13 protein-coding genes are annotated in these 19,990 nt (G+C 43.2%); 1 reads left to right on the forward strand and 12 read right to left on the reverse strand.

Translation table 11 applies throughout. The features are described 5' to 3' along the window. Nucleotides 1-2: 2 nt before the first annotated feature. From J4N24_RS05995 to J4N24_RS06005, 3 genes are all read right to left on the reverse strand, one after another. A complete protein-coding gene (locus J4N24_RS05995) occupies nucleotides 3-3,308 on the reverse strand; it encodes a SusC/RagA family TonB-linked outer membrane protein (protein WP_207532752.1) in 3,306 nt (1,101 codons plus the stop codon). A 617-nt stretch (nucleotides 3,309-3,925) separates the two neighbouring features. Then, a complete protein-coding gene (gene dctA, locus J4N24_RS06000; protein ID WP_207532753.1) occupies nucleotides 3,926-5,260 on the reverse strand; it encodes a C4-dicarboxylate transporter DctA in 1,335 nt (444 codons plus the stop codon). 34 nt (nucleotides 5,261-5,294) lie between these two features. Continuing rightward, nucleotides 5,295-6,311, reverse strand: coding sequence for a glycoside hydrolase family 5 protein (locus J4N24_RS06005; RefSeq protein WP_207532754.1), 1,017 nt, complete (start codon nucleotides 6,309-6,311; stop codon nucleotides 5,295-5,297). Between the two features lie 197 nt (nucleotides 6,312-6,508). On the opposite strand from J4N24_RS06005, the gene J4N24_RS06010 reads away from it, so the two are divergent. Then, a complete protein-coding gene (locus J4N24_RS06010; RefSeq protein ID WP_207532755.1) occupies nucleotides 6,509-7,900 on the forward strand; it encodes a glycoside hydrolase family 140 protein in 1,392 nt (463 codons plus the stop codon). Nucleotides 7,901-7,915: 15 nt separating this feature from the next. Here J4N24_RS06010 and J4N24_RS06015 read toward each other — a convergent pair whose 3' ends face one another. From J4N24_RS06015 to J4N24_RS06055, 9 genes are all read right to left on the reverse strand, one after another. Next, complete coding sequence (locus tag J4N24_RS06015; protein WP_207532756.1) at nucleotides 7,916-9,244, reverse strand: DUF3863 domain-containing protein; 1,329 nt, start codon at nucleotides 9,242-9,244, stop codon at nucleotides 7,916-7,918. A gap of 158 nt (nucleotides 9,245-9,402) precedes the next feature. After that, the gene (locus J4N24_RS06020) at nucleotides 9,403-10,317 is read right to left on the reverse strand and encodes a sugar phosphate isomerase/epimerase family protein (protein WP_207532757.1); all 915 of its coding nucleotides are present in this window, start codon (nucleotides 10,315-10,317) and stop codon (nucleotides 9,403-9,405) included. A 19-nt stretch (nucleotides 10,318-10,336) separates the two neighbouring features. After that, nucleotides 10,337-12,469, reverse strand: a complete 2,133-nt coding sequence (locus J4N24_RS06025; RefSeq protein WP_207532758.1) for an outer membrane protein assembly factor BamB family protein — start codon at nucleotides 12,467-12,469, stop codon at nucleotides 10,337-10,339. A gap of 139 nt (nucleotides 12,470-12,608) precedes the next feature. Continuing rightward, entirely contained in the window at nucleotides 12,609-13,901 is a 1,293-nt protein-coding gene (locus J4N24_RS06030; protein ID WP_207532759.1) for an MFS transporter, read from the reverse strand. Between the two features lie 142 nt (nucleotides 13,902-14,043). Then, on the reverse strand, nucleotides 14,044-14,937 hold the full coding sequence (locus J4N24_RS06035) for a phytanoyl-CoA dioxygenase family protein (protein ID WP_207532760.1): 894 nt from the start codon (nucleotides 14,935-14,937) through the stop codon (nucleotides 14,044-14,046). Further along, nucleotides 14,888-16,102: a Gfo/Idh/MocA family protein gene (locus J4N24_RS06040; RefSeq protein WP_207532761.1), complete on the reverse strand. Its 1,215-nt coding sequence runs from the start codon at nucleotides 16,100-16,102 to the stop codon at nucleotides 14,888-14,890. Before J4N24_RS06040 ends, J4N24_RS06035 begins: the two co-directional genes overlap by 50 nt. After that, nucleotides 16,095-16,961 carry a sugar phosphate isomerase/epimerase family protein gene (locus tag J4N24_RS06045; protein ID WP_207532762.1) on the reverse strand — a complete coding sequence of 289 codons (867 nt, stop codon included), beginning with the start codon at nucleotides 16,959-16,961 and terminating at the stop codon, nucleotides 16,095-16,097. The genes J4N24_RS06040 and J4N24_RS06045 overlap by 8 nt, the downstream gene beginning before the upstream one ends. Before the next feature lie 180 nt (nucleotides 16,962-17,141). Further along, nucleotides 17,142-18,230: a glycoside hydrolase family 5 protein gene (locus tag J4N24_RS06050; RefSeq protein ID WP_207532763.1), complete on the reverse strand. Its 1,089-nt coding sequence runs from the start codon at nucleotides 18,228-18,230 to the stop codon at nucleotides 17,142-17,144. Nucleotides 18,231-18,347: 117 nt separating this feature from the next. Continuing rightward, nucleotides 18,348-19,889, reverse strand: coding sequence for a ThuA domain-containing protein (locus J4N24_RS06055; RefSeq protein WP_207532764.1), 1,542 nt, complete (start codon nucleotides 19,887-19,889; stop codon nucleotides 18,348-18,350). Between the last annotated feature and the right edge of the window lie 101 nt (nucleotides 19,890-19,990).

The raw sequence follows: 19,990 nt of genomic DNA on the forward strand, positions 1-19,990 counted from the left end.
GTTTATAAGGCAGCTTTAACACCCAAAGTAAAAGTTCTTGTATTTGGATAGGAGTTCATATCGACACCGCGACGTGAAACATCTGCTCCGAAAGAGTTAACATCGGGATCGTACCAGCTATAATTAGTGATGGTAAACACATTGCTTAGAGTACCATAGACATTTATACCTTCAATTAGCTTGGTGCGAGGTTTGAAAGTATATCCCAAACTGATCGTTTTCAGGCGAACAAAGGATCCGTCTTCGACATAACGGTTAGAGAAATACCAGCTTGTATTATAAGAAGCATCAGCCGCAGGCCATGTTGCTGTTGCTTTTGTTGCTTCAGTCCATCTTCCATCAAAAGCTTCTTTTGTTCCATTTCCATTCTGGTTAAGGCGAACATTCCAAAGGTTGGTATTAACCAGGTCGCCACCGATAGAACCATGAACGAAAACAGTAAAATCAAATCGTTTGTAATTGAAGCTATTGGTTAATCCGAACATGTAATCGGGCAGGGTATTTCCAATGATTGTACGGTCTTTATCCTTGTTAAAAATTCCGTCTCCGTCAACGTCTTTGTATTTGATAGTTCCTATTCTCTGTTTCAGCTCGTTATCACTTAGTCCAGCCCAGGTTGGATCAGCCCTTACTTCGGCTTCATTATCGTAGAAACCGTCTTCCAGCACCCCGTAAACAGACCCGAGGGCATAACCGTTACGTTGAACGAAAGCATTATCTACGTTATGGTAAAGTCTTTGCGAAAACTGGTCGCCAGGCAAATTAGAAACCTCGTTACGGTTGATGGAGAAATTACCATTAACATTCCATTTGAAGTTACGGGCCTGTACCAGTCCGCCATACACTGAGAACTCTAATCCTTTATTGGTGATGGTTCCTAAGTTTGTAACTGTTGTCTGGAAGCCGGTACTTGGCGCAACCTTGATCGACTGCAACAAATCGCTTGAACGTTTGTGATAGCCTTCAACAGTTACAGTAATACGGTTTTTCATGAAACCCATATCCAGACCTATATCAGCAGCCCTGGTAGTTTCCCATCTCAGATCAGGATCAACAATACCACGGTTATTATCGATCACAAATCCGGAACTTAGGTCGCCATTTAAGTTTACCGGTGCTTTTTGACCCCTCAACTGGTATGCGAAGGCATAAGGACCAATACCCTGATTTCCTGTAGTTCCTAAACTGGCTCTCAGTTTCAGGTTAGAGAAGAGGTTGAGGCTTTTTATGAACCTTTCTTCACCAGCTAACCATCCCACCGCTACTGATCCGAAGTTGGCGAACTGGTTTTCGGTAGAGAACTTGCTGGAACCGTCTCTTCTGAAGTTACCAGTTATGGTATATTTTCCCTTATAGCTGTATTGGGCCCGGGCAAGAACAGACATTAAAGTAGTTCCCTCACGGTAATTGAACAAGGGCTGAGGAGATAAACCAGCGTTAAGATTATTAGCTCCCATAATATCATTTGGGAAGTTAGTGGCCTGCTGGGAATTCCAGTAGCTTTTCCCTTTCTCATAGGTAAAGGCTGTTACTGCGTCTACCCTGTGATCTCTGTTAAAAGTTTTGTTGAAATTTAACAGGGATTCTAGTGTTAATTGTCTGTAGTTGTCCTCAGACTCGATTCCCCGGCCTTTTGCCTGGTATCCTTCAGGGATAGTTCTTTTATAATAAATTGAACGGTTGTTGATGTTGTAGTTATACCCCACTCTCTGGCGGAAGCTCATAAAGGGCAGGAAGTTAAGCTGCGCGTATCCGGTTGTATAGACGCGGGCAGAGGCAGTCCTGTCATCAGAGTCGTTTATTGAGGTTACGGGGTTACTTAGCATAGAAGCTGAAGCTGTTCGTTCCTGACGGATAGCGGCATAAGGATCGTCAAATGGCCACGCAGGAGAATACATCAAGGTGTTGCGGATGATACTCGATTGCTCCTGGGACGTATTTGTTTTTCCAAGGACATAGTTGGTATAGGTAATGTTAGTATTGGTACCTATCTGGAATAAGTTGCTTACGTTGCGGTGAAGGTTCAATTGAACTCCGTAACGCTTGAAACCTGTTTTCAGGATAATACCCTGCTGATCCAGGTAATTACCGGAAATTGAATAGTTACCCTTATCATTTCCACCGGATGCCTGGAGTGTAAAGTCCTGAGAATAGGAAGTTCTGAAAATGCGGTCCTGCCAGTTTTCCCCGGTAAAGCCAACAGGATATACAGAACCTTCAGGCATACCATCTCTGAAATCCTCAGGAGTTGGGCGGTAAACGTTATCCATTCCAGTGCCAGGGTCCTTTCCAATTGTTCCGGAGTAGGGTACACTTAGCGGAGCACCGTAGTACTTAGCATAGTTGGCAGTTGCCTCATTTTGTAACAAGGCAAATTCGTAGGCATTCATTAGTTCTATCTTTTTGGTAACATTACCAAATGAGGAGTTTGAAATAAAGTTAACCCTATCCCGTCCAGACTTACCTTTCTTAGTAGTGATAAGCACAACTCCGTTTGAACCCCTTGAACCATAAATAGCAGTAGCTGAAGCGTCTTTTAAAATCTCGATACTTTCTACATCCTGGGGATTTAGAAAAGACAGACCATTAACAGTTTGAAAATTATCTTCTCCCCCTCTTGGCGTTGATGCTGACACTACCGGGATATCATCAACTACATACAAGGGCTCGCTTCCATTTACCGAATTAGCACCACGAATAACGATGTTAATTCCGGCTCCGGGAGCACCGTCACTTTTGCCAACCTGTACACCTGATACCATACCCTGCAAGCCTTCATTAATACTTACCGGAAGGTTTTTCACAATATCGGTACCTTTTACGGTGCTTACTGAGCCTGTAATATCTCTCTGCCGCGCTGTTCCATAGCCAATATTCACAACAACATCTTCTAAGCGGGTTGACGATTCCCTCATTTGAACATTAAGCGTTTTAGCAGTTCCTACTGGCCGTTCAATGGTATTGAACCCTAAAAAGGAAAATACGAGCACATCAGAAGGACTGTTTATTTTTACTTTATAGTTGCCCTTTGTATCACTGCTGGTTCCGGTAGTTGAACCCTTCAACTTGATGGTTACTCCTGGCAAAGGTCCTCCCTGCGAATCAGTGACCCTTCCGCTTACCACATCATTCGCTGTTTGAGAGAATCCCTGAACTGTAACTAGAAGAGATAGGATAAGGACTAAGTATGCCCTAAAGATCTTTATAGGGGATGTGTGAAGAATACATGTTGTTCCTCCCTCCTTAATTTTAATTCTCTGCTTGCTAAAGCAGAGGCTGTTTTCAAATAGGTCTCCTGGACGTTTCATATGTCTGTAATGGTTATTTTTAGTTTCTGGTAGCTGGTGTTTCGGCTTGGAATGCATTAATCTTAATGCAGGTTCAAACACCATTTAATTTTACGAAGAATTTTAATCATTGACTTGACTACTGGCTAGCTTAATGCAAGTGACCACTAACCCGGACTAGCTGTGATACTGTATGGGATGGGTCGGAGAAAGGGAATTAATACTAATTTGTCGAAATCTTTCATATCTTATTGGTTAGCTTAAATCTGTAGGTATTGCTTCGTTTACTGCGTCATTTCGGGACAGATCTTGTACCTGATTGACATTGATAAAATTCCCTTTTTAACGCTTGCTTTACTAATACTTTTTTAGCTAAAGCTTATATAATAATGCCGGATAGAATATAAAAATTGGTGGTTTGAAAAGATGAGCCGGGATTGGAGAGACCATTTTGCTTGGTGTAAAACCCAGAAAGCAGAACTGTAAGAGAGACACTTATATAGTAAAAGCATAAAAAAAGCCTTCAGAGAAGGCTTTTTTTAACCGTGTAAATCCTATTTATATTTTTATAAAACTGGTTCTGATAACTAAAAATAGTTACAATACCTATGATAGATTTTTATCTTTCAACTAGTATTTCATTTAGTTTTTGAAACTGGTTCGGAGATGACCAATGCAGGGAATGACTCAGGCGAGGGATCTTCTGTTTCCTCGACTGGTTCTGCAAGTGGTCCGGCCTGGACAGCCTGTTGATAGCGGCCTTCATCAAATTCTCCCTCGCTTTTAGCTACTACAATTGTTGCAATGCCATTCCCTATTAAATTGGTGAGAGCACGTGCTTCTGACATGAAGCGATCTACTCCCAATAATATCGCGACATTCTCTACCGGCATGATTTTCATCGCTGCAAGCGTGGAGCTTAGCACAATAAAGCCACTCCCGGTCACTCCGGCAGCGCCCTTAGACGTAACCATAAGAATACCTATTGCCGTTAGTTGCTGCCCGAGACTTAGTTCAATATTGAATACCTGTGCCAGGAAAATAAAGGCCATAGAGAGATAAATGGAAGTGCCATCGAGGTTGAAGGAATAACCTGTAGGGATGACTAAGCCAACTACCGATTTTGAACAGCCAAACTTCTCCATACGCTGCATCATGCTGGGTAATACTGACTCGGATGATGAAGTGCCGAATACAATAAGCAGTTCGCGACGAATGTATTTCAGATAACTTAAAAGACTGATCTTGTAATACTTGCAAACGGCATTCAGCACACCAAAAATAAAAAGGAAGCAGGTAAGATAGATTGAACCCATAATTTTAGCCATGGGTATAAGTGTTTGCAATCCGTAGGTTCCAACAGTATAGGCCATCCCTCCGAATGCACCAAGAGGAGCCAGCTTCATTACCATTTTCATGACGTTAAATAATGCATGCGATATTTTATCGAAGGTATTTAACAGCGAATGGCCTGATGCTCCCATCCTGCTTATCCCTATCGCGAAAAGTATAGCGAAAAACAGGATCTGAAGGATATCTCCTTTTGAAAAGGCCTCGAATATATTCTGAGGAACGATATGGGTAAGAAATTCTGCCCAGTTGATCTCATTGGCTGGTATTGATCCTGCTTTCTCCGCTACCTCCTGAGATATTAAAGGCTTCACGCCCTTGCCTGGCTGCAGGATGTTTGCTACCAGCAACCCGATGATGATAGCGACGGTGGTGATCACCTCGAAATACAAAAGAGCCTTACCCCCAACCCGGCCCACCTTTTTCATATCGCCCATGCGGGCAATGCCCAGCACTATGGTAAGAAAAACGATGGGTGCAATGAGCATATTGATCAGTTTAATAAATGTTCCGCTGATCAGTTTTGCGGTATTAGCGAATTCTGGTAAAAGAACACCAGCAATGACTCCCAGGATTATTGCAATAATTACCTGAAAGGTTAAGTTTCCGAATAACCTTTTCATTAATTTAGTTCGTAATTGGTAGGCGGTAAAGCTACTACTTTGCCTGCAAGTATTTGCCTAATATTTGCATTTGCGGACGGTCTGAACCGTTACGGGGCTGAACTGCCAGATGATAATCGCCCCACCAGGGTCCCGCAGCCCAGTAGGTACCATTAACGCCGTTTTGCTGTAAATAGTTTAAGAGCTTATCTAATGTGACCAACCACTTCGGATCATTATCCGGAACTCCGTATTCTCCTATAAACCCTCTCAGTTTATTCGCTTTTAACCATTCTACAAATGGCATGGCCCTTACGATGCCGGTTTCTGCTGTTGCCAGCTCTTTGCTGTAGGGAAATTTATAAGCTCCGGACGAGTTTTCGTCGAAGTAAATGTGTGCTTCGTATATTAGATTGTTAGAAGGATCGACGAGGTTCTTCAGATTACCACTGTAAGAAGGCCAGCGTTCAGCGGAGCTCCAGCTATCGCCACCGACAACAATAGTCGTTTTAGGATCAACAGATCTGACTTTGGAAATAATAGCCTGAGCTATAGTAAACCAGGAGTCGGCAGCTGGCATGTCATGCGGTTCATTCATCAAACCATAACCCCAGATGTTTTTCTTATCCTTTAGTTCGACAGCTATTTTGGCCCAGGCATCAGCTACAGCTTCAACCGGAACTTCAGGAGTACCGATCAGTTTCCAATCATTGCCTACCTTACGGCGGCAATAGTTGTGCATATCGGGCAGCACCATCATTCCTCTTTTGGCTGCAGCATCAACTACTGCCATGAAGCGCCCGAGCTCCTGTTTGTCTAAGTCGGCCCCCATAACCGGTTGCAGTCTCTCCCATAAAAAAGGGACTCTGATCAAATTCAGTCCTTTCTTTTTAAAGTAATCCAGATCCGCCTCGCCCGGATAAGTGTAATCTTTATTAAAGACACCTGGAATATTAGAACCAAAGTCGCCACCGGCAAGGTTAACTCCAAAGGGTTTGGATGCTGAATTTACCTGCGCCTTGCTAATGGCAACAGATAGTAAGATCAATAGCGAACAAGTTATTTTTTTCATCCTTGAATGTGTGTAAGTAATTAAAAGGTATGCGGATCTTTACCAGCTTGAAGATCCGGATGATTAGTTATTCAAAAGTAAAAGCTGCAGCGCGCTTTATATAATACTTTTTTACCCGAAACTTATTTATAAACCGTATCCTCATTTATTTAAAAATCGCTCTTAGTACATTCGCTTCTACTAACGATGGATAAACCATGAATAAAAAACACCTGCTATTTATTTGGCTTCTTCTAACACAGTACTGTAGTTATGGCCAGGCATTACGCATAAGTAACAATGGAAGATATATAGAGACAGAGGAGCACAAACCTTTTTTGTGGATCGGCGACACGGCCTGGGAATTGTTCCATAAGCTGAGGAAAGAAGAGGCATTTTACTTTTTAGAAAAGCGTAAAAAACAAGGATTTAACGTTATCCAAGCGGTTATCCTATCGGAAACAGACGGACTAAGAACCCCGAATGCTTATGGGCAACTGCCTTTTAAGGAACTGGATCCCACTCAACCAAATATCCCTTATTTTGAACTTATAGATGCTATTGTAAACAAGGCGAAGTCTCTCGGAATTTACATGGTTATTTTACCCACGTGGGCGGATAAAGTACCGAACGACCGGCCAGGAAAAGGTCCTGTTATTTTCAATAATGAAAATGCTGCGGCTTATGGTAGTTTTTTAGCCCACAGGTATCCACAGAAGAACGTGATCTGGATGTTGGGCGGCGACCGGAACGTACAAAACCAGGAAGCTTTTGATATCTGGAAAGCAATGGCAGTAGCTTTAAGAAATGGCAATTCTACCGACCAGTTGATAACTTATCATCCCGCAGGGGAACAATCCTCTTCAAAGTGGTTTCAAAACGAAAACTGGATTGATTTCAACGTTTACCAGTCTGGCCATGCCCATCGTTTTATGCCTGTTTATCAATTGGCAAAAGCCGACTATTTTAAGACCCCTGTAAAACCAAGCCTGGATGCAGAACCTGCATATGAAGATATCCCGGTTGAATTTTGGGCCTTTATGGATTTTACTAAAGAGAAAAGTGTTCCTGACGCTATTTTGGATAAGGATGGACTTCTGGTAAAGAAAGAGCATTTCAAAAAAGGTTTCTTTACCGACTATGATGTGCGGGTACATGCCTATTGGAACTTACTATCAGGGGCCTGCGGTTACACTTATGGACACAACTCGGTTTGGCAGATGTTCAGGAAGGGTGATACCCCTGTCATACCAACCTTGACGGACTGGACTGGTGCCCTTGACCGATCGGGTGCGAATCAGATGAGACATCTGAAAAAGGTATTTACTAAATACGACTTTTCAAAGCTGGTACCTGATGAGGGACTTATTTCCGGGCAGGGTGGAGATGACAGTACTTATATCGCGTCAGCAAGCGCGGCAGACGATTCCTACGCATTGGTCTATCTTGCCCTTGGTCAAGACGTTGTTGTAAAAAAAGGTGCAAAGCGCAGGGCCTGGTGGTTTGATCCCAGAACGGGAATAAAGTTCAGGGCCAAAGTCACGGGCAATGTCTTCACACCTCCTAGTTCAGGATTTGGTAATGATTGGTTACTTATCCTTGAGAAATAAAAGACAGGGAGGCAGCTAATGCTTATTCAATAGTCCCGGATAGTGCTTCTCTATGAGCTTTTTGTCATTTTCAGAAAGCTCTGAGAAGCTAAGCGGTTTATCCTGCTCCCTGGTTTGTTTCTGATTGATTTGCCCCAACAGGCTCCAGTTTCGCGTTAGTACCTGGGGCTCCTTTGCAGGCAGGTCGTATCTTGTAAAATCAATCACCTTAAAGGGCTCATTCTTTTGCCAGTCGCGAAGTAAGGCTAACCGAAAGTTCTTATTCATCAGCCATTTGATCTCCATGTTTCTGTCTGAACCACCGATGCCACTGCCCCTTTGAACGAACCTGTAATTAAAATCGTTGCTTTTATGTTCTTTTCTCCATTGAAGTCCAAACTCGCCCATGGTGATGAACTTCGTTTCGGGCCACCGTTCTTTCACCTGCTGAACCCAGGCAGTTAAGCCACTAACAGGAATATCCAGTGATACCTCCCAGTTGACGGTCACCCAGGCGAACCTGTTCAATTTATAGCCCTCATCGAAATGAATAGCCGTAGTATGCATCATTTCTTTCAAGCCGGTTTCTTCTCCAAACTTTCCCAGTGTTTCAATTGGGCCTACCCCAAGACGACTGTTAAACCCTTCTGCAAAGCCTTCCCTGCGTGCTGCCAGAAAATCCATGGTCCAACCGTCGAGATTAACGCAATCAATAAGATCAGACTTGCCCTGGGCTGGTTTACAGAAATGTTCGGTGGATGGATAATAGGGATAAACTACTGAGCCTTCCCCATCCTGATTATCTATAGAATACTGGCTCCAGATATTGCCCTGACAAACATGAATATCCTCCTTCCCGGCCAGATACTTAAGATTAGCAGCAGCAAGGAAACCGGCTACCACACATTTAGGACGATATCCATTGCCAACGATCTCCGTCACTCGCGCTAATCCTTGGTGCAGATCTTTATTAACTTGTTCACGCGTGTTATAGGCATTGGAAAAGTAGGCCCCGGGAATAAATGTCACTTCATCACCAAACCGTTTGTTGTACGCCACTACAAGCTCTCTGATTTTTTTATAGTTAGCCGTTGAATCGTGCAGAGCGAGCCAGCTAAGGGCCCAGGTAATTCTTGCTCCAGGAAAGCCTTTTTGAATAGCATTTCTAAAGTTTATAACGCGATCAGGAGTATGAAGAGATCTTTCATCTTCTCCAATATTCTGGGTTCGCCCTGCCTCGATCTGATTTACTCTTATAATAGCATTGAAGGTTAAAAACCGGTTGCCGGCTATAGTGGAAGGAGATTGAGCTTTAACAAGAAAAATGGGTAATAAAAGGAATAGGAACAGTGCAATCTTTTTCATAAGAATGAGTTTTTTAATAGCAATAGATCTTTATATACTGATTGAGTTGCTCTAATAGAGGCACGCCCAGGTTCAATAAGAAGGATTGAAAATTAAGGAATGAGCCCTCTATGGGAGAAGGCCCATCATAAACCAATTATATAGAAAATAAACCAATTTTACTGTTTATAGCTGCTTACAGCTTGTTCGTCGCCAATAGCCTCAGCTACTTTAGCAACGCCCTCCATATTTATCTTCAAGCCTTGTTCGGCATCAGGATGGGTTTCTTCGTTAATGATTCCGATAGGCCCTTTGTAGCCGCTATCCTTAACCAGCTTCATCATCTTCGCTTCCTGGTCACCCTGCCCAACTGCCACTACTTTTGATGGATTGGTTCCTTTTAGTCCCATGAGGTTTACAGCATATAAGTAGGGTTTTATTTTAGGAAAGAACTGGGGGAAACGTTCTACCTGTTCTTCGGCATGATGGAAGTTATAAACGATTCCAATGTTCGGTAACTTCAGATGTTCGATCACTGCCAGCTGATTCTCGGGTTCTCCATACCAGCCGCCATGATTATAAAGCGCTACTTTACATCCTATTTTAGCTGCTTCTGTAGCAATATACCTGACAGGTTTGGCTATAGCTTTAATCTTCTCTTCCTGACTCATATTGCTGAGGTCAATCCCGCCAACCATGAACCAGATCTCTGTTTTCGCATTATTGCGTTTAAGTGCATCGAGGATCAATTTGATGTTGCCTTCCTTTTCAGGATCGGGGCCTGAATACAACCACCACGCCTGTAATTTAATGTTATGCTTCCTGAGCGTCTGGATCTCTTCATCAAAGGCCGTCACGTGCTTATCCCTCCAGTCATATGCCTCCATCGTTATGCCCAGCTTGTTAAGCATTTGCGCACGTTGTTCTGCATTTCGCTCTTTTACGTCAAAAGGTACAATGCACCAGGCAATAAGGTTATCTCTGGAATAAATGCTCCTTGAATTGGAGCGGGCTTTCCGGCCTGCAATACAGCCGGCAAATACTCCGGTGAGCAGGAGAAAGACTAATACGGGATGTAATTTATTCTTTAACATGGTGTGTTTGATTTAACTGCTAGTCAGGCAATGCAAAAGCGACATAAGCATCTCCTGTTTTTCCTCCAAGCTTTCCGCCCCCGGTTGCTGCAATTACTACATATTGCTTACCCTCAACTGAATAGGTTGCAGGTGTAGCATATCCTCCGTATGGAAGCTTGGTTTCCCAAAGGATCTTGCCTGTTTTTTTATCGAAAGCCCTGAACTTTTCATCACGGGTTGCAGCAATAAATACTAAGCCTCCTTTTGTCACAATACTGCCGCCAAAATTCTCAGTTCCGGTTGTGGCCATGCCCTTCTTTTTAAGCTCCTCATATTCACCTAAGGGCACTTTCCACTTTATCTTACCACTATTCAGGTCAAGTGCATTAAGCGTTCCCCAGGGAGGTGCAGTGGCAGGATAGCCGTCTGGGTCAAGGAACTTTTCATAACCAAGAGAACGGTATTCAGGTTTATTTTTTGCGACAACAGCGTTGGCATTTTCTTTATTGAGTAAGAAGTTGGTCAAATCAAGCAAGTCTTTCTCCTCGATCTGAGGGAAGGCAGGCATGGCATTTTTACCCTTCTTGACAATCTTCATCAGATCTTCCTGCTTATACTTTTGGTCAACCCTGGTAAGGTTAGGAATGCTTCCCTGCCCCTCACGGTTGGCACCGTGACAGCTGGGACATCCCATTTTTAGAAATACTGCTTTGCCGGGACTAAGCTTTGAGGCTTTTTCGCCCACTGGCATTTCGTTAATATCTTTCATCCGGATGTACCAGGCCAGCTCATTAGAGTTAACATACAAGACATTCTCTTTTTCATCATAAGAACCGCCACCCCATTCTGCACCACCGTGAATGCCATAGTAAAGTATTCCCTTTTTATTTGGAGGAATGAACCAGCCGGCGTCAGCTGAATTAAAAACCTTCTGGGCGTAAGCATGGGCTTCAGGGGTACGATTGGTAAGTTCATTTCCTCTGACCACTTGTCGTGCAAAAGGCTCTGGCCAGCTTACCCGTGGCTGGGTTGGATAGGCATATTCTCCGGGTAGGGTTGAGGCGGGAACAAGCACCTCTTCAACTTTTGACAGAACCTCTCCCGTGATCCTGTCAAAAAGAAGAGTATTCCCTGTTTTGGTAAGCTGTATCACCGCTTTCAGCTTTTTGCCCTTATGATTGATTGTTGCCAGAATGGGAGCAGCAGGGAGATCGAGGTCCCACAGATCGTGATGGATAGCCTGATAATGCCATTTACGCTGACCCGTTTCTGCATCTAATGCCACTATACAGTTGCCATAGAGCTGCGCACCCTTATTGTCTGAGCGGTAAAAGTCGTCTTTAGGTTGGCCGGTGCAGAAGAATATCATTTTATTTTCCTCGTCTAATGTTATTCCGGACCAGGAGTTGACTCCCGCACCCTTTTTCCAAAAATCCTTATTGCCCCAGGTATCATATCCAAACTCCTTGGGTTGTGGAATCGTATTGAATATCCATACCCGTCTTCCGGTCTTAACATCAAAAGCACTGACGTTAGATGGAGCGCCCCAGCTTAGTGCACCTGTTATCACCAGGTTGCCGCAGACGGTAGGAGATCCGGGTGATGTGATGGCCATCTCTGATTCAGGACGAACCAGATCCTCATTCAGGTCTACACGGCCATTGTATCCGAAAGACTCCACCGGTTCGCCGGTATACATGTCTATCTGGTATAAATAATTGTTTGCCGTAAACAGGATACTTCCCCTCCCTCCCGATTTCCAGTAGGCCAGTCCCCGGTTAATACCTCCCAGGCTTTCACCTTCTCTGGAAGGATTGAACCTCCACAACTCTTTTCCGTTTGTAGCATCGAGAGCAATCACCTCGTGGGCCGGTGTAGTAACGTACATTGCTCCTCCGACAATGAGGGGATTACACTGTACATTACCGGCCATATTGCCTGAGTTATATACCCAGGCTACCTTTAGGTCTTTAACATTATCGGTATTGATCTCATCAAGCTCTGAATACTTGGTTTGTCCCGCATTTCCTCCCGCATGATCCCAGTCGACAGTCCTTTGGTAAAGCCTCCCTTTTACACATCCACTTAAAGCGATGATAAAAAGGCCCGCTGCAATAATGCGAGAGAAACCTTTAGAGGTTTGAAGATCAGGGTTAGTACTAATTCTCATAAAAGCCAATATGCCGCCTAAGCAAAGAAGGTTGTTAATAGCCTTCGTTTATCTAATGGTCAGTATCCAAAACTAGCTTTATTTCTATCCCTAAAGCAATACTTTTTTAGCCAAGGTTTGTAGGAAACAATCTTTTAAGCTACTCTAATACTAGTCCGACATCTTTTGAAACTACCTTTCCTGATGCTTTTCCTTTAAGCTTGAAATACAAAACGGTAAAGGCAATTATTAAAATTGCGGGCAGTACAGCAACATAGCGAAGGGTAGCAGCACCCGCTGCAAGTTTGATCTGAGCCCACTGGATGGCCAACACAGAACCCTCTGAAGCGTTTTTCAGCAATTCGGTGTCTGCTGCTCCACCAGCAGCGCTGCTGATCTGCTGTTCATACACGATTCCAAAAAGAGGAAGCACAATAGATGTAGAAAGTAATCCAACGCCACCCATCACGGACATTCCTAGAGGCCCTGTTTTTGGTAATCGCTCTGATACAAATCCGATCATTGTTGGCCAGAAAAAGCACACTCCCATGGCAAAGATGCCTGCTGCTGCAAAAGCTGAATACCCCTGGGCGATACTAAGCCATAACAATCCGGCAAATGAAAACAATGCAGAGAAAAGTAGTAAACCTGTTGTTGACACCCTGTTTAGAATGAAGCCAGCGTTAGCCCTGCCAATGGTCATAATTCCGTTGATAAATACCAGTAAGAGTATGGATGGAACGCCAACCGTTGATAATAATTCTGCTATCCATTGGTTAGTACCTAGTTCTGTGGCTGCGGTAAGAAGCATGCAAAATATCATAAACAGGAATAGCGGACTTAAGCATGCCCGAAACATTTCCTTATCAGAAACGCCTTTGCTGACACGTTCAGACACTGGAAACCTTTGTCCGATGAACATTGCACCATAAATGAGAGTAGGCAAGACCATCACCAGCATTTGCACCTTCCAACCCGCATTTATTAACGTGAGCAAATAAGCTATCACTCCTCCGATCACAATTCCTCCGGGAAACCAAATGTGCCAGTCGTTAATCTTTTTAGTCTTTTGCTCTGTATATAAACTGCTGACCATTGCATAACTAGCGGATTCTACAAACCCATTTCCAATTCCAACGAGCAATGTAGATGAAAACAGTGTAACGTAATTAGTTGAATAAATGGTTAAAACGATACCAATAAGGTGACTGAAAAAAGCAATAGCAAACATCCTTCCCATTCCTATTTTATCGCAAACAGGCCCACCAACGAACATGGCAATGGTGAATCCCCAAAAGGCAGCTGAAGAAACCTCTCCGATTTCTTTCGGACTTAGGCCAAATTCGGCAGCAAGGGTTCCTAACAAATTTGCACGTATAGCAAAAGTGAGCGCCGTAACCACCAGCGCGATACTACTGGCAATAAATAATCTGTTCTTGTTAATTTCTTTCATAATTGATCTTTAGTTGAATATGGTTAGTTTGAAAAGGCAGAAGCGTGTATGAAACAGGGAATATAGGAAAGAACAACATCCTGTAACTGCTGAAGAAAGTAGGGCTTTTCTTATAGCGGTTACAGGGTGTTTGCAAGATAGGCTATTGCAATGAAAATTCTTCAGGGAAATTATATTCCCTTTTCCAGGTTTCAGCCATGTCTGGATATTGCCTGCGACATTCCAGATATTCTTCCATCATTTTTTTCATGGTGGGACTGAGACGCTCGAGGTATTCGGGAGTAAGAAGCTCGGAGTTGAGAAGGTAAAAATGCCAGGTTGGAGGATAAGCCGCACTATGGTAGCCCATGTGTAAAGTACGTCGGGGAACTTTCATCTTTTCGGTAAAGCCACGATGGATGAGGTTATTATTATAGAGTACCGCCTGACCTGCTTTTAATTGAACAGGAACCCCTCCCGGCATTTCAACACCTACGGGAGCGTAATGCTTAGAGCCACCAAATGCCGCGTTTTCTGCTGCGTTATTAGGGCGATTATGACTTCCTGGAACGATCCATAAGGAGTTTTCTTCTACCAATGGAAGATTGATCTGCACGCTGTTATGGAAGCGCTCAGGAGAGAACAACCAATCCTCGATTTCATTCTGCGGGATCTGAATGACGTCGCGATGCCATCCGAGGGAATATTCTGTACCTACGTTTGCAGCCAGAATGGATGCATTGTTAACGATCAGGTTAGGACCGATCAGCTCTTCGACCGCCTTAAGGATCACCGGATGATGAAAGGCATGCAAAATAGGCTCTGTACCCGGCTTCGTCAACAAGTGGAAATAATACTGACGTGCCTCCTTAGCAAAATCAGAAATATTATCTCCGAGGTGCTGGAAGGAAGAACTCCGCTTCTCCGTACTTTCAGCTTTAATTTTAGGGCTGATCAATTCGTCCATGATCTCTCTGAACTCATCGATCTCCGGCTGGGTAAGCACATCAATAATTACATAGCCGTCCCTCAGGAACTTCTCTTTGTTTGATTCCATTTTCTTCTCTATTAAGTGTTATTTGTTGTTTTGTTTCTGCAGAAGCGACTCCCGCCTCTAGTATTTCCAGTGTTTTCAGTCCGTCGTTGAAGTTTGGACTTATTGAGCCTTCTCCCTGCACTGCAATTAGAAAGTCAACTGCGGCGTGGATAAAGGAATGTTCATATCCGATGATATGACCAGGAGGCCACCAGCTTTTCACATAGGGATGGGAAGGCTCTGTGGCAAGGATTGTTCGAAAACCTTGCAGATCGCCTGAATCCTCATTAGAAAAATATTGCAGTTCATTCATCCGCTCCAGATCAAACGTGATGCTGCCTTTGCTTCCATAAATTTCAAAAGACAACTTATTTTTTCTGCCTGTGGCGAACCTGGTTGCTTCAAAAGATCCTACTGCTCCATTTTCGAATTGCACCAGCATTAATGCCGCATCTTCAACCGTTACTTCGCCCATTTCATCTCCCTTACTTTCTGCCTGAAGATTACCGGACGTTGATTCGTCGGCAATTGGTCTTTCCTTTATGAAGTTAGTTTGCAAGGAAGTGACAGAACTTATTTCACCCACAAGGAACCGGGCAAGATCAACGCAATGGGAGTTAAGGTCCCACTGGGGACCAGCCTGGGCCGTTTCTTTCTGCAATTGCCAGGTAAGTGGAAATTCAGGGTCTACGATCCAGTCCTGCTGGTAAGCAGAACGCCAATGAAAGATGCGTCCTAAACGACCTTCTTCAATCATTCTCTTCGCTAAGGAAATTGCGGGAGTACGCCGATAATTGTGGTTTAAGTAGTGAACTACACCGTTATCCTCACAAACCCGTAGCATTTCCTCCGCCTGCCTGCTGGTCATTGCTAAGGGTTTTTCGCAAAAGATATGCTTGCCTTCCTTTGCAGCAGCGATAGCAATATCATAATGCAGATGCTGAGGCAAGGCGATGTCTATGATATCGATATCCTGGCGGGCAATCAGCTTCCGCCAGTCTGTTTCTGTTTCCTGCCAGCCCCATTTATTTGCGAAGTCCTGCAGTGATTCCTGATGACGGCCGCAAGCAGCTTTAAGTACCGGCTGTGCTGGAACATCAAAAAATAAAGGTGCTTTGATCCATGCATTGCTATGGGCTCTGCCCATGAATTTGTAACCGACAATGCCTATGTTCAACTTATGCATAAGTAAGCCTGTCTGCAATTCCCCATAACACCTCTAAACTGCGCTTAACCACCAGCTCTTCCTGATTACCATATTCCGGATGAAGAAAATCGATCTCTACAGCTAAAAAGCCTTCGTAATTATGCTGATGGAGGATTTGAGCAAGACGGGCATTATCAATAAGACCTTCGCCTGTTGGCACACAGGAAAAGAAATACCATTCATTTACAGGTACCCCTTTTACCGGGCGAAGATCTTTTATATGCGTTGCAAAAACATAAGGCGCCAGCTTCTCCATGGCTTGAATAGGATCGTCAAGAACCCGGAGAAAATTTCCGCTGTCGAAATTCACACCGAAATGGGAAGAGTTTACATTGGTCACCAATTGCAGAATTTCGTCAGAATTGTAGTCAATATGATTTTCGACTGCGAGTTTGATGCCGTATTTCTCAGCAAATCTGGTGGCTTCAGCGAACATCCGGCTTAACTTCTCCAATTGTGGCTGATGATCTTCAAAACGAAACTGGAGGCTGCTGCCGACAACACGCATTACCTTTGCTCCTATCTGATCAGCATATTCAATATGCTCTATCATTTCTTCAAATGCCCGTTCATTCCTGCCTCCCTCTAGTCCGTCCGGATGCCCCCAGGCATATACCCTGTCCATTCCTGACAGGTCGAGATGATGTTTTATACCTTCCAGGTATTCTTTATCAAATCGTGGAATGAAACATGATTCGAGAGAAACTCCCTCAATATTCAAATCATCGGCTTTTAATAAAAATTCTTCAAAAGAAAGCTCTTTCTCCGGCTTCTTCTGCCCGGGATACACTTCACCGAAAAGTCGATGAAAACAGTAGCTGTCAATTCCTACTTTCATGATGGCTTGTAAGTTTTATTGGTTACTCTTGTAAATCTCAGTGAATTAGCTTCATTTAAATAATACTTTTTTAGCCATAACTATTTAAATTCCAGCCTTTTTTACCTTTATTCAAAGGAGGTAAAAACAAAAAAGCCGCAGATCCTTACCTGCGGCTTTAAATTGTATGCAACTGAGCTTTTATTTATCGTATTTAAATTTTCCCTGGAAAACATCTCTGAAAAACTTGCCCTGACCGGTGGGCTCATAGTTCCAGTTTTCGATCATTTGAGGGATCCACTCGGGGTCGAACACCCAAACCACCCAGGAAATTCCTTTTTTATTAAAGTAGTTAACGATAGACTTACCATAAACGCCGTCATCTTTCAGATTAACATCTTCATCGCCTTTCATAAAGCCCAACTCTGTTGCTACCACCGGATATTTATCAGCGACAAATCCGAAATCAAGTTCCCACTTAGGCTCTCTTGGCACGGCGCGCTTACCCGGATAGGGATGGGTAACATAAGCGATACCTTCACGGGCAATAGGATTTTCGCGAACTGGCGTAAGGTCGTATGCCCAATTGAAACCGGCAACAAGAGGAATAACGTTTTTATTATAAACAAAGACAAGGTCGATCAGCTTTTCCATCAATTGTTTCCATTCCTCCCAGCTTGCTGTACCGTATTGTCCTTCGTAGGTGGTGGGTTCATTGAACAGCTCATAAAAGGCAACTGTGGGTACATCTTTATAATGCTCGGCAATCAATCTCCAAAAGTTGAAGGTTTCCTTCTTAGAAGTATTATGCATGTCCTGCGAAAAGATCTCCATTGGAAGATTACCAATGGCGTGCCAATCAATGATCACATAAATACCCAATTCCGAGCACCAGTTTACCGCTTCGTCAAGAAGTTTCACATATTCTACTACTCCGCGCTGATGGAAGGCTACGGGATGTACAGGAATGCGAATTACATTCGCGCCCCAGCTTTTTATAACCTCGAAGTGTTTTTTGTTCCAGTGACCATCCTTAACTAACTTGTCGGGATCCGAGATGGAAAGCCCTTTAAATACGATGATTTTACCACTTTCATCCACAAAGGTATTCCCCTTTACTTTGATATAACTCATCTTTTTGATGCCTTGTGGTAATTTGTAGGGATGGAGAACGTCTATATGCCACCAATCTTTTTTCACGGCATTGCTTTGAAGTCCGGGTTGGGCATTAGCTACTATTGTAAGACACAGTAATACAAGGGGAATCAGCTTTCTAATTTGGTTTATCATATTTGGCATTTTTGATATTCAAAGGAATAGAAATACCCTAGAAACAGACAGTATTTAATTGATTATTTGCAATACTTTTTTATCCCTCATCTCGCCTGTATCGTAACTCTCTTTTTGTTATGGCCAGTCAATTACTTCAGAAACTATTTCTGCAAACAGCTCCCTTAGCCTATTTGAATTAAAATCAGAGGATTGCAATCCTAAAATACTTTGCGCAACTCTTCCCTTTCCATAGGGATAGGTCCACGCGGCGGGAATGCTTTTTCCGGAATGATTGTATTTAAAAGAGAAAAAGGTGGTTACCGGCATCTCACCTTGGAGCATCAATCCGTCATAAAGGTTCAATTGCAGCTTTTTGAATCGAGGCTTGTTTAAGCGCCCTTCAATAGTTACTGCCTCTCTTTTATTGCTATACTGGTCTGTCACTATCTCCCGTCTGAAAATGGACCTGTATTCGGGCCAGCCTGCTGTGTTTATATCAGATGGACGACCAGAAGAAGGATAATGAAATACAAGAGAGATCAGCGCGCCGCCATTTTTTAAATAGTTCTCCAGAACCTCTTTCGAATACTTATTGATCCCGGAAGTGTCCTTACGGTTCAGGACAAGAAGATTATAGTCGCGAAGGTTGTATTGCCAGATATCATTAATATTAGAGCTTACATCTACCAAAATCCTTCTATCCGTTTCTAATGCCTTTTTCAGGTTGGCTGTATTAGATCCTTCTTTTACGATTCCCGGTTCTGTAATTAAAAGCGCTTTCAGTGTTTTATGATAAATATGACTGGTTACCTCTTCATCATTAAAAAATCTTGCCTCTACCCCCTTTTCAGGAATTTCAACTCCTGATGCCCAAGCGATACCATTAAGCATAAACTTTCGATAATCTCCATTTTCCCAATTCGAATAATAGTGATTCATAGTTGAACAAAAAGCCCTGCCTCCATCAGTCCTGTTTAAAGCCCATGCAACTACATTACCATTTTCTAATTCACTCCCCAATTGAGGGACAGACAGTAAAGGTCTAAAGTCTTCCAAGTGCTGAGAAAACCTCATATTATAATAGAATTCGTCTCTTATATTGAAAGGTCTAACTCCTCTATGTATGCTATGATTGGTATTGAGAAGCTTTATTTCTGCTTCTGTTTCTTTAAGAGCAGAATAAGGTTTTCTTTTACCCGTTGAGTCTTGCCAGTCGAAATACCCTCCTGCCCAATTTAGGAGGGTTTGGCCAAGAGGGTAAGTGGCAAAAGTGGAAAAATGTAACAAAGAGAGGCCGCAACCTCTTTTTATTTGCCTTTCCATCACCTTCATTCGATCGGGAGTAAAAAAAGGGACATCACCGAAATTGTAACCATCATTACCGTCGGAAGCAAAAAGAATGAGGTTTGCATCTTCAAGCGTCTTCTCGTCCTGGGGCCAGCCATTCAGATGCACTTCTGTTTCTACAGCTCCGGCTACATTAGAATTATCGAGAAGGGTTTTAATAAGTCGCACCGTCTTGATGTATTCATGCGTTCCGGCGGGATGAGATTTCTCACCTGCAATTAATACGATCTTTCGCTTAGCATTAGATCCTGAAACTGCTGCTTCAGATACCTTTATCAATGGAAAGAACATTAGAATGAGAAGCAGCACCTTCGTAAACCTTTCGATCATTTGCCTCATAAAGTAAATCATTAAAGCTTCTACCACCAGGATCCTAAAAACACCATTTTTTCAGTCTCAAACTAATACTTTTTTAGCAGAATCAGATAGGA

Origin of the sequence: Desertivirga arenae, from assembly GCF_017355785.1 — a bacterium.
Classification (GTDB): domain Bacteria; phylum Bacteroidota; class Bacteroidia; order Sphingobacteriales; family Sphingobacteriaceae; genus Desertivirga; species Desertivirga arenae.

Coding starts and splice junctions, on each gene's coding strand:
- J4N24_RS05995 (WP_207532752.1), bottom strand. CDS start 3,308: ATGAAACGTCCAGGAGACCTATTTGAAAACAGCCTCTGCTTTAGCAAG.
- J4N24_RS06005 (WP_207532754.1), bottom strand. CDS start 6,311: ATGAAAAAAATAACTTGTTCGCTATTGATCTTACTATCTGTTGCCATT.
- dctA (WP_207532753.1), bottom strand. CDS start 5,260: ATGAAAAGGTTATTCGGAAACTTAACCTTTCAGGTAATTATTGCAATA.
- J4N24_RS06015 (WP_207532756.1), bottom strand. CDS start 9,244: ATGAAAAAGATTGCACTGTTCCTATTCCTTTTATTACCCATTTTTCTT.
- J4N24_RS06055 (WP_207532764.1), bottom strand. CDS start 19,889: ATGATCGAAAGGTTTACGAAGGTGCTGCTTCTCATTCTAATGTTCTTT.
- J4N24_RS06050 (WP_207532763.1), bottom strand. CDS start 18,230: ATGATAAACCAAATTAGAAAGCTGATTCCCCTTGTATTACTGTGTCTT.
- J4N24_RS06040 (WP_207532761.1), bottom strand. CDS start 16,102: ATGCATAAGTTGAACATAGGCATTGTCGGTTACAAATTCATGGGCAGA.
- J4N24_RS06045 (WP_207532762.1), bottom strand. CDS start 16,961: ATGAAAGTAGGAATTGACAGCTACTGTTTTCATCGACTTTTCGGTGAA.
- J4N24_RS06030 (WP_207532759.1), bottom strand. CDS start 13,901: ATGAAAGAAATTAACAAGAACAGATTATTTATTGCCAGTAGTATCGCG.
- J4N24_RS06035 (WP_207532760.1), bottom strand. CDS start 14,937: ATGGAATCAAACAAAGAGAAGTTCCTGAGGGACGGCTATGTAATTATT.
- J4N24_RS06010 (WP_207532755.1), top strand. CDS start 6,509: ATGAATAAAAAACACCTGCTATTTATTTGGCTTCTTCTAACACAGTAC.
- J4N24_RS06020 (WP_207532757.1), bottom strand. CDS start 10,317: ATGTTAAAGAATAAATTACATCCCGTATTAGTCTTTCTCCTGCTCACC.
- J4N24_RS06025 (WP_207532758.1), bottom strand. CDS start 12,469: ATGAGAATTAGTACTAACCCTGATCTTCAAACCTCTAAAGGTTTCTCT.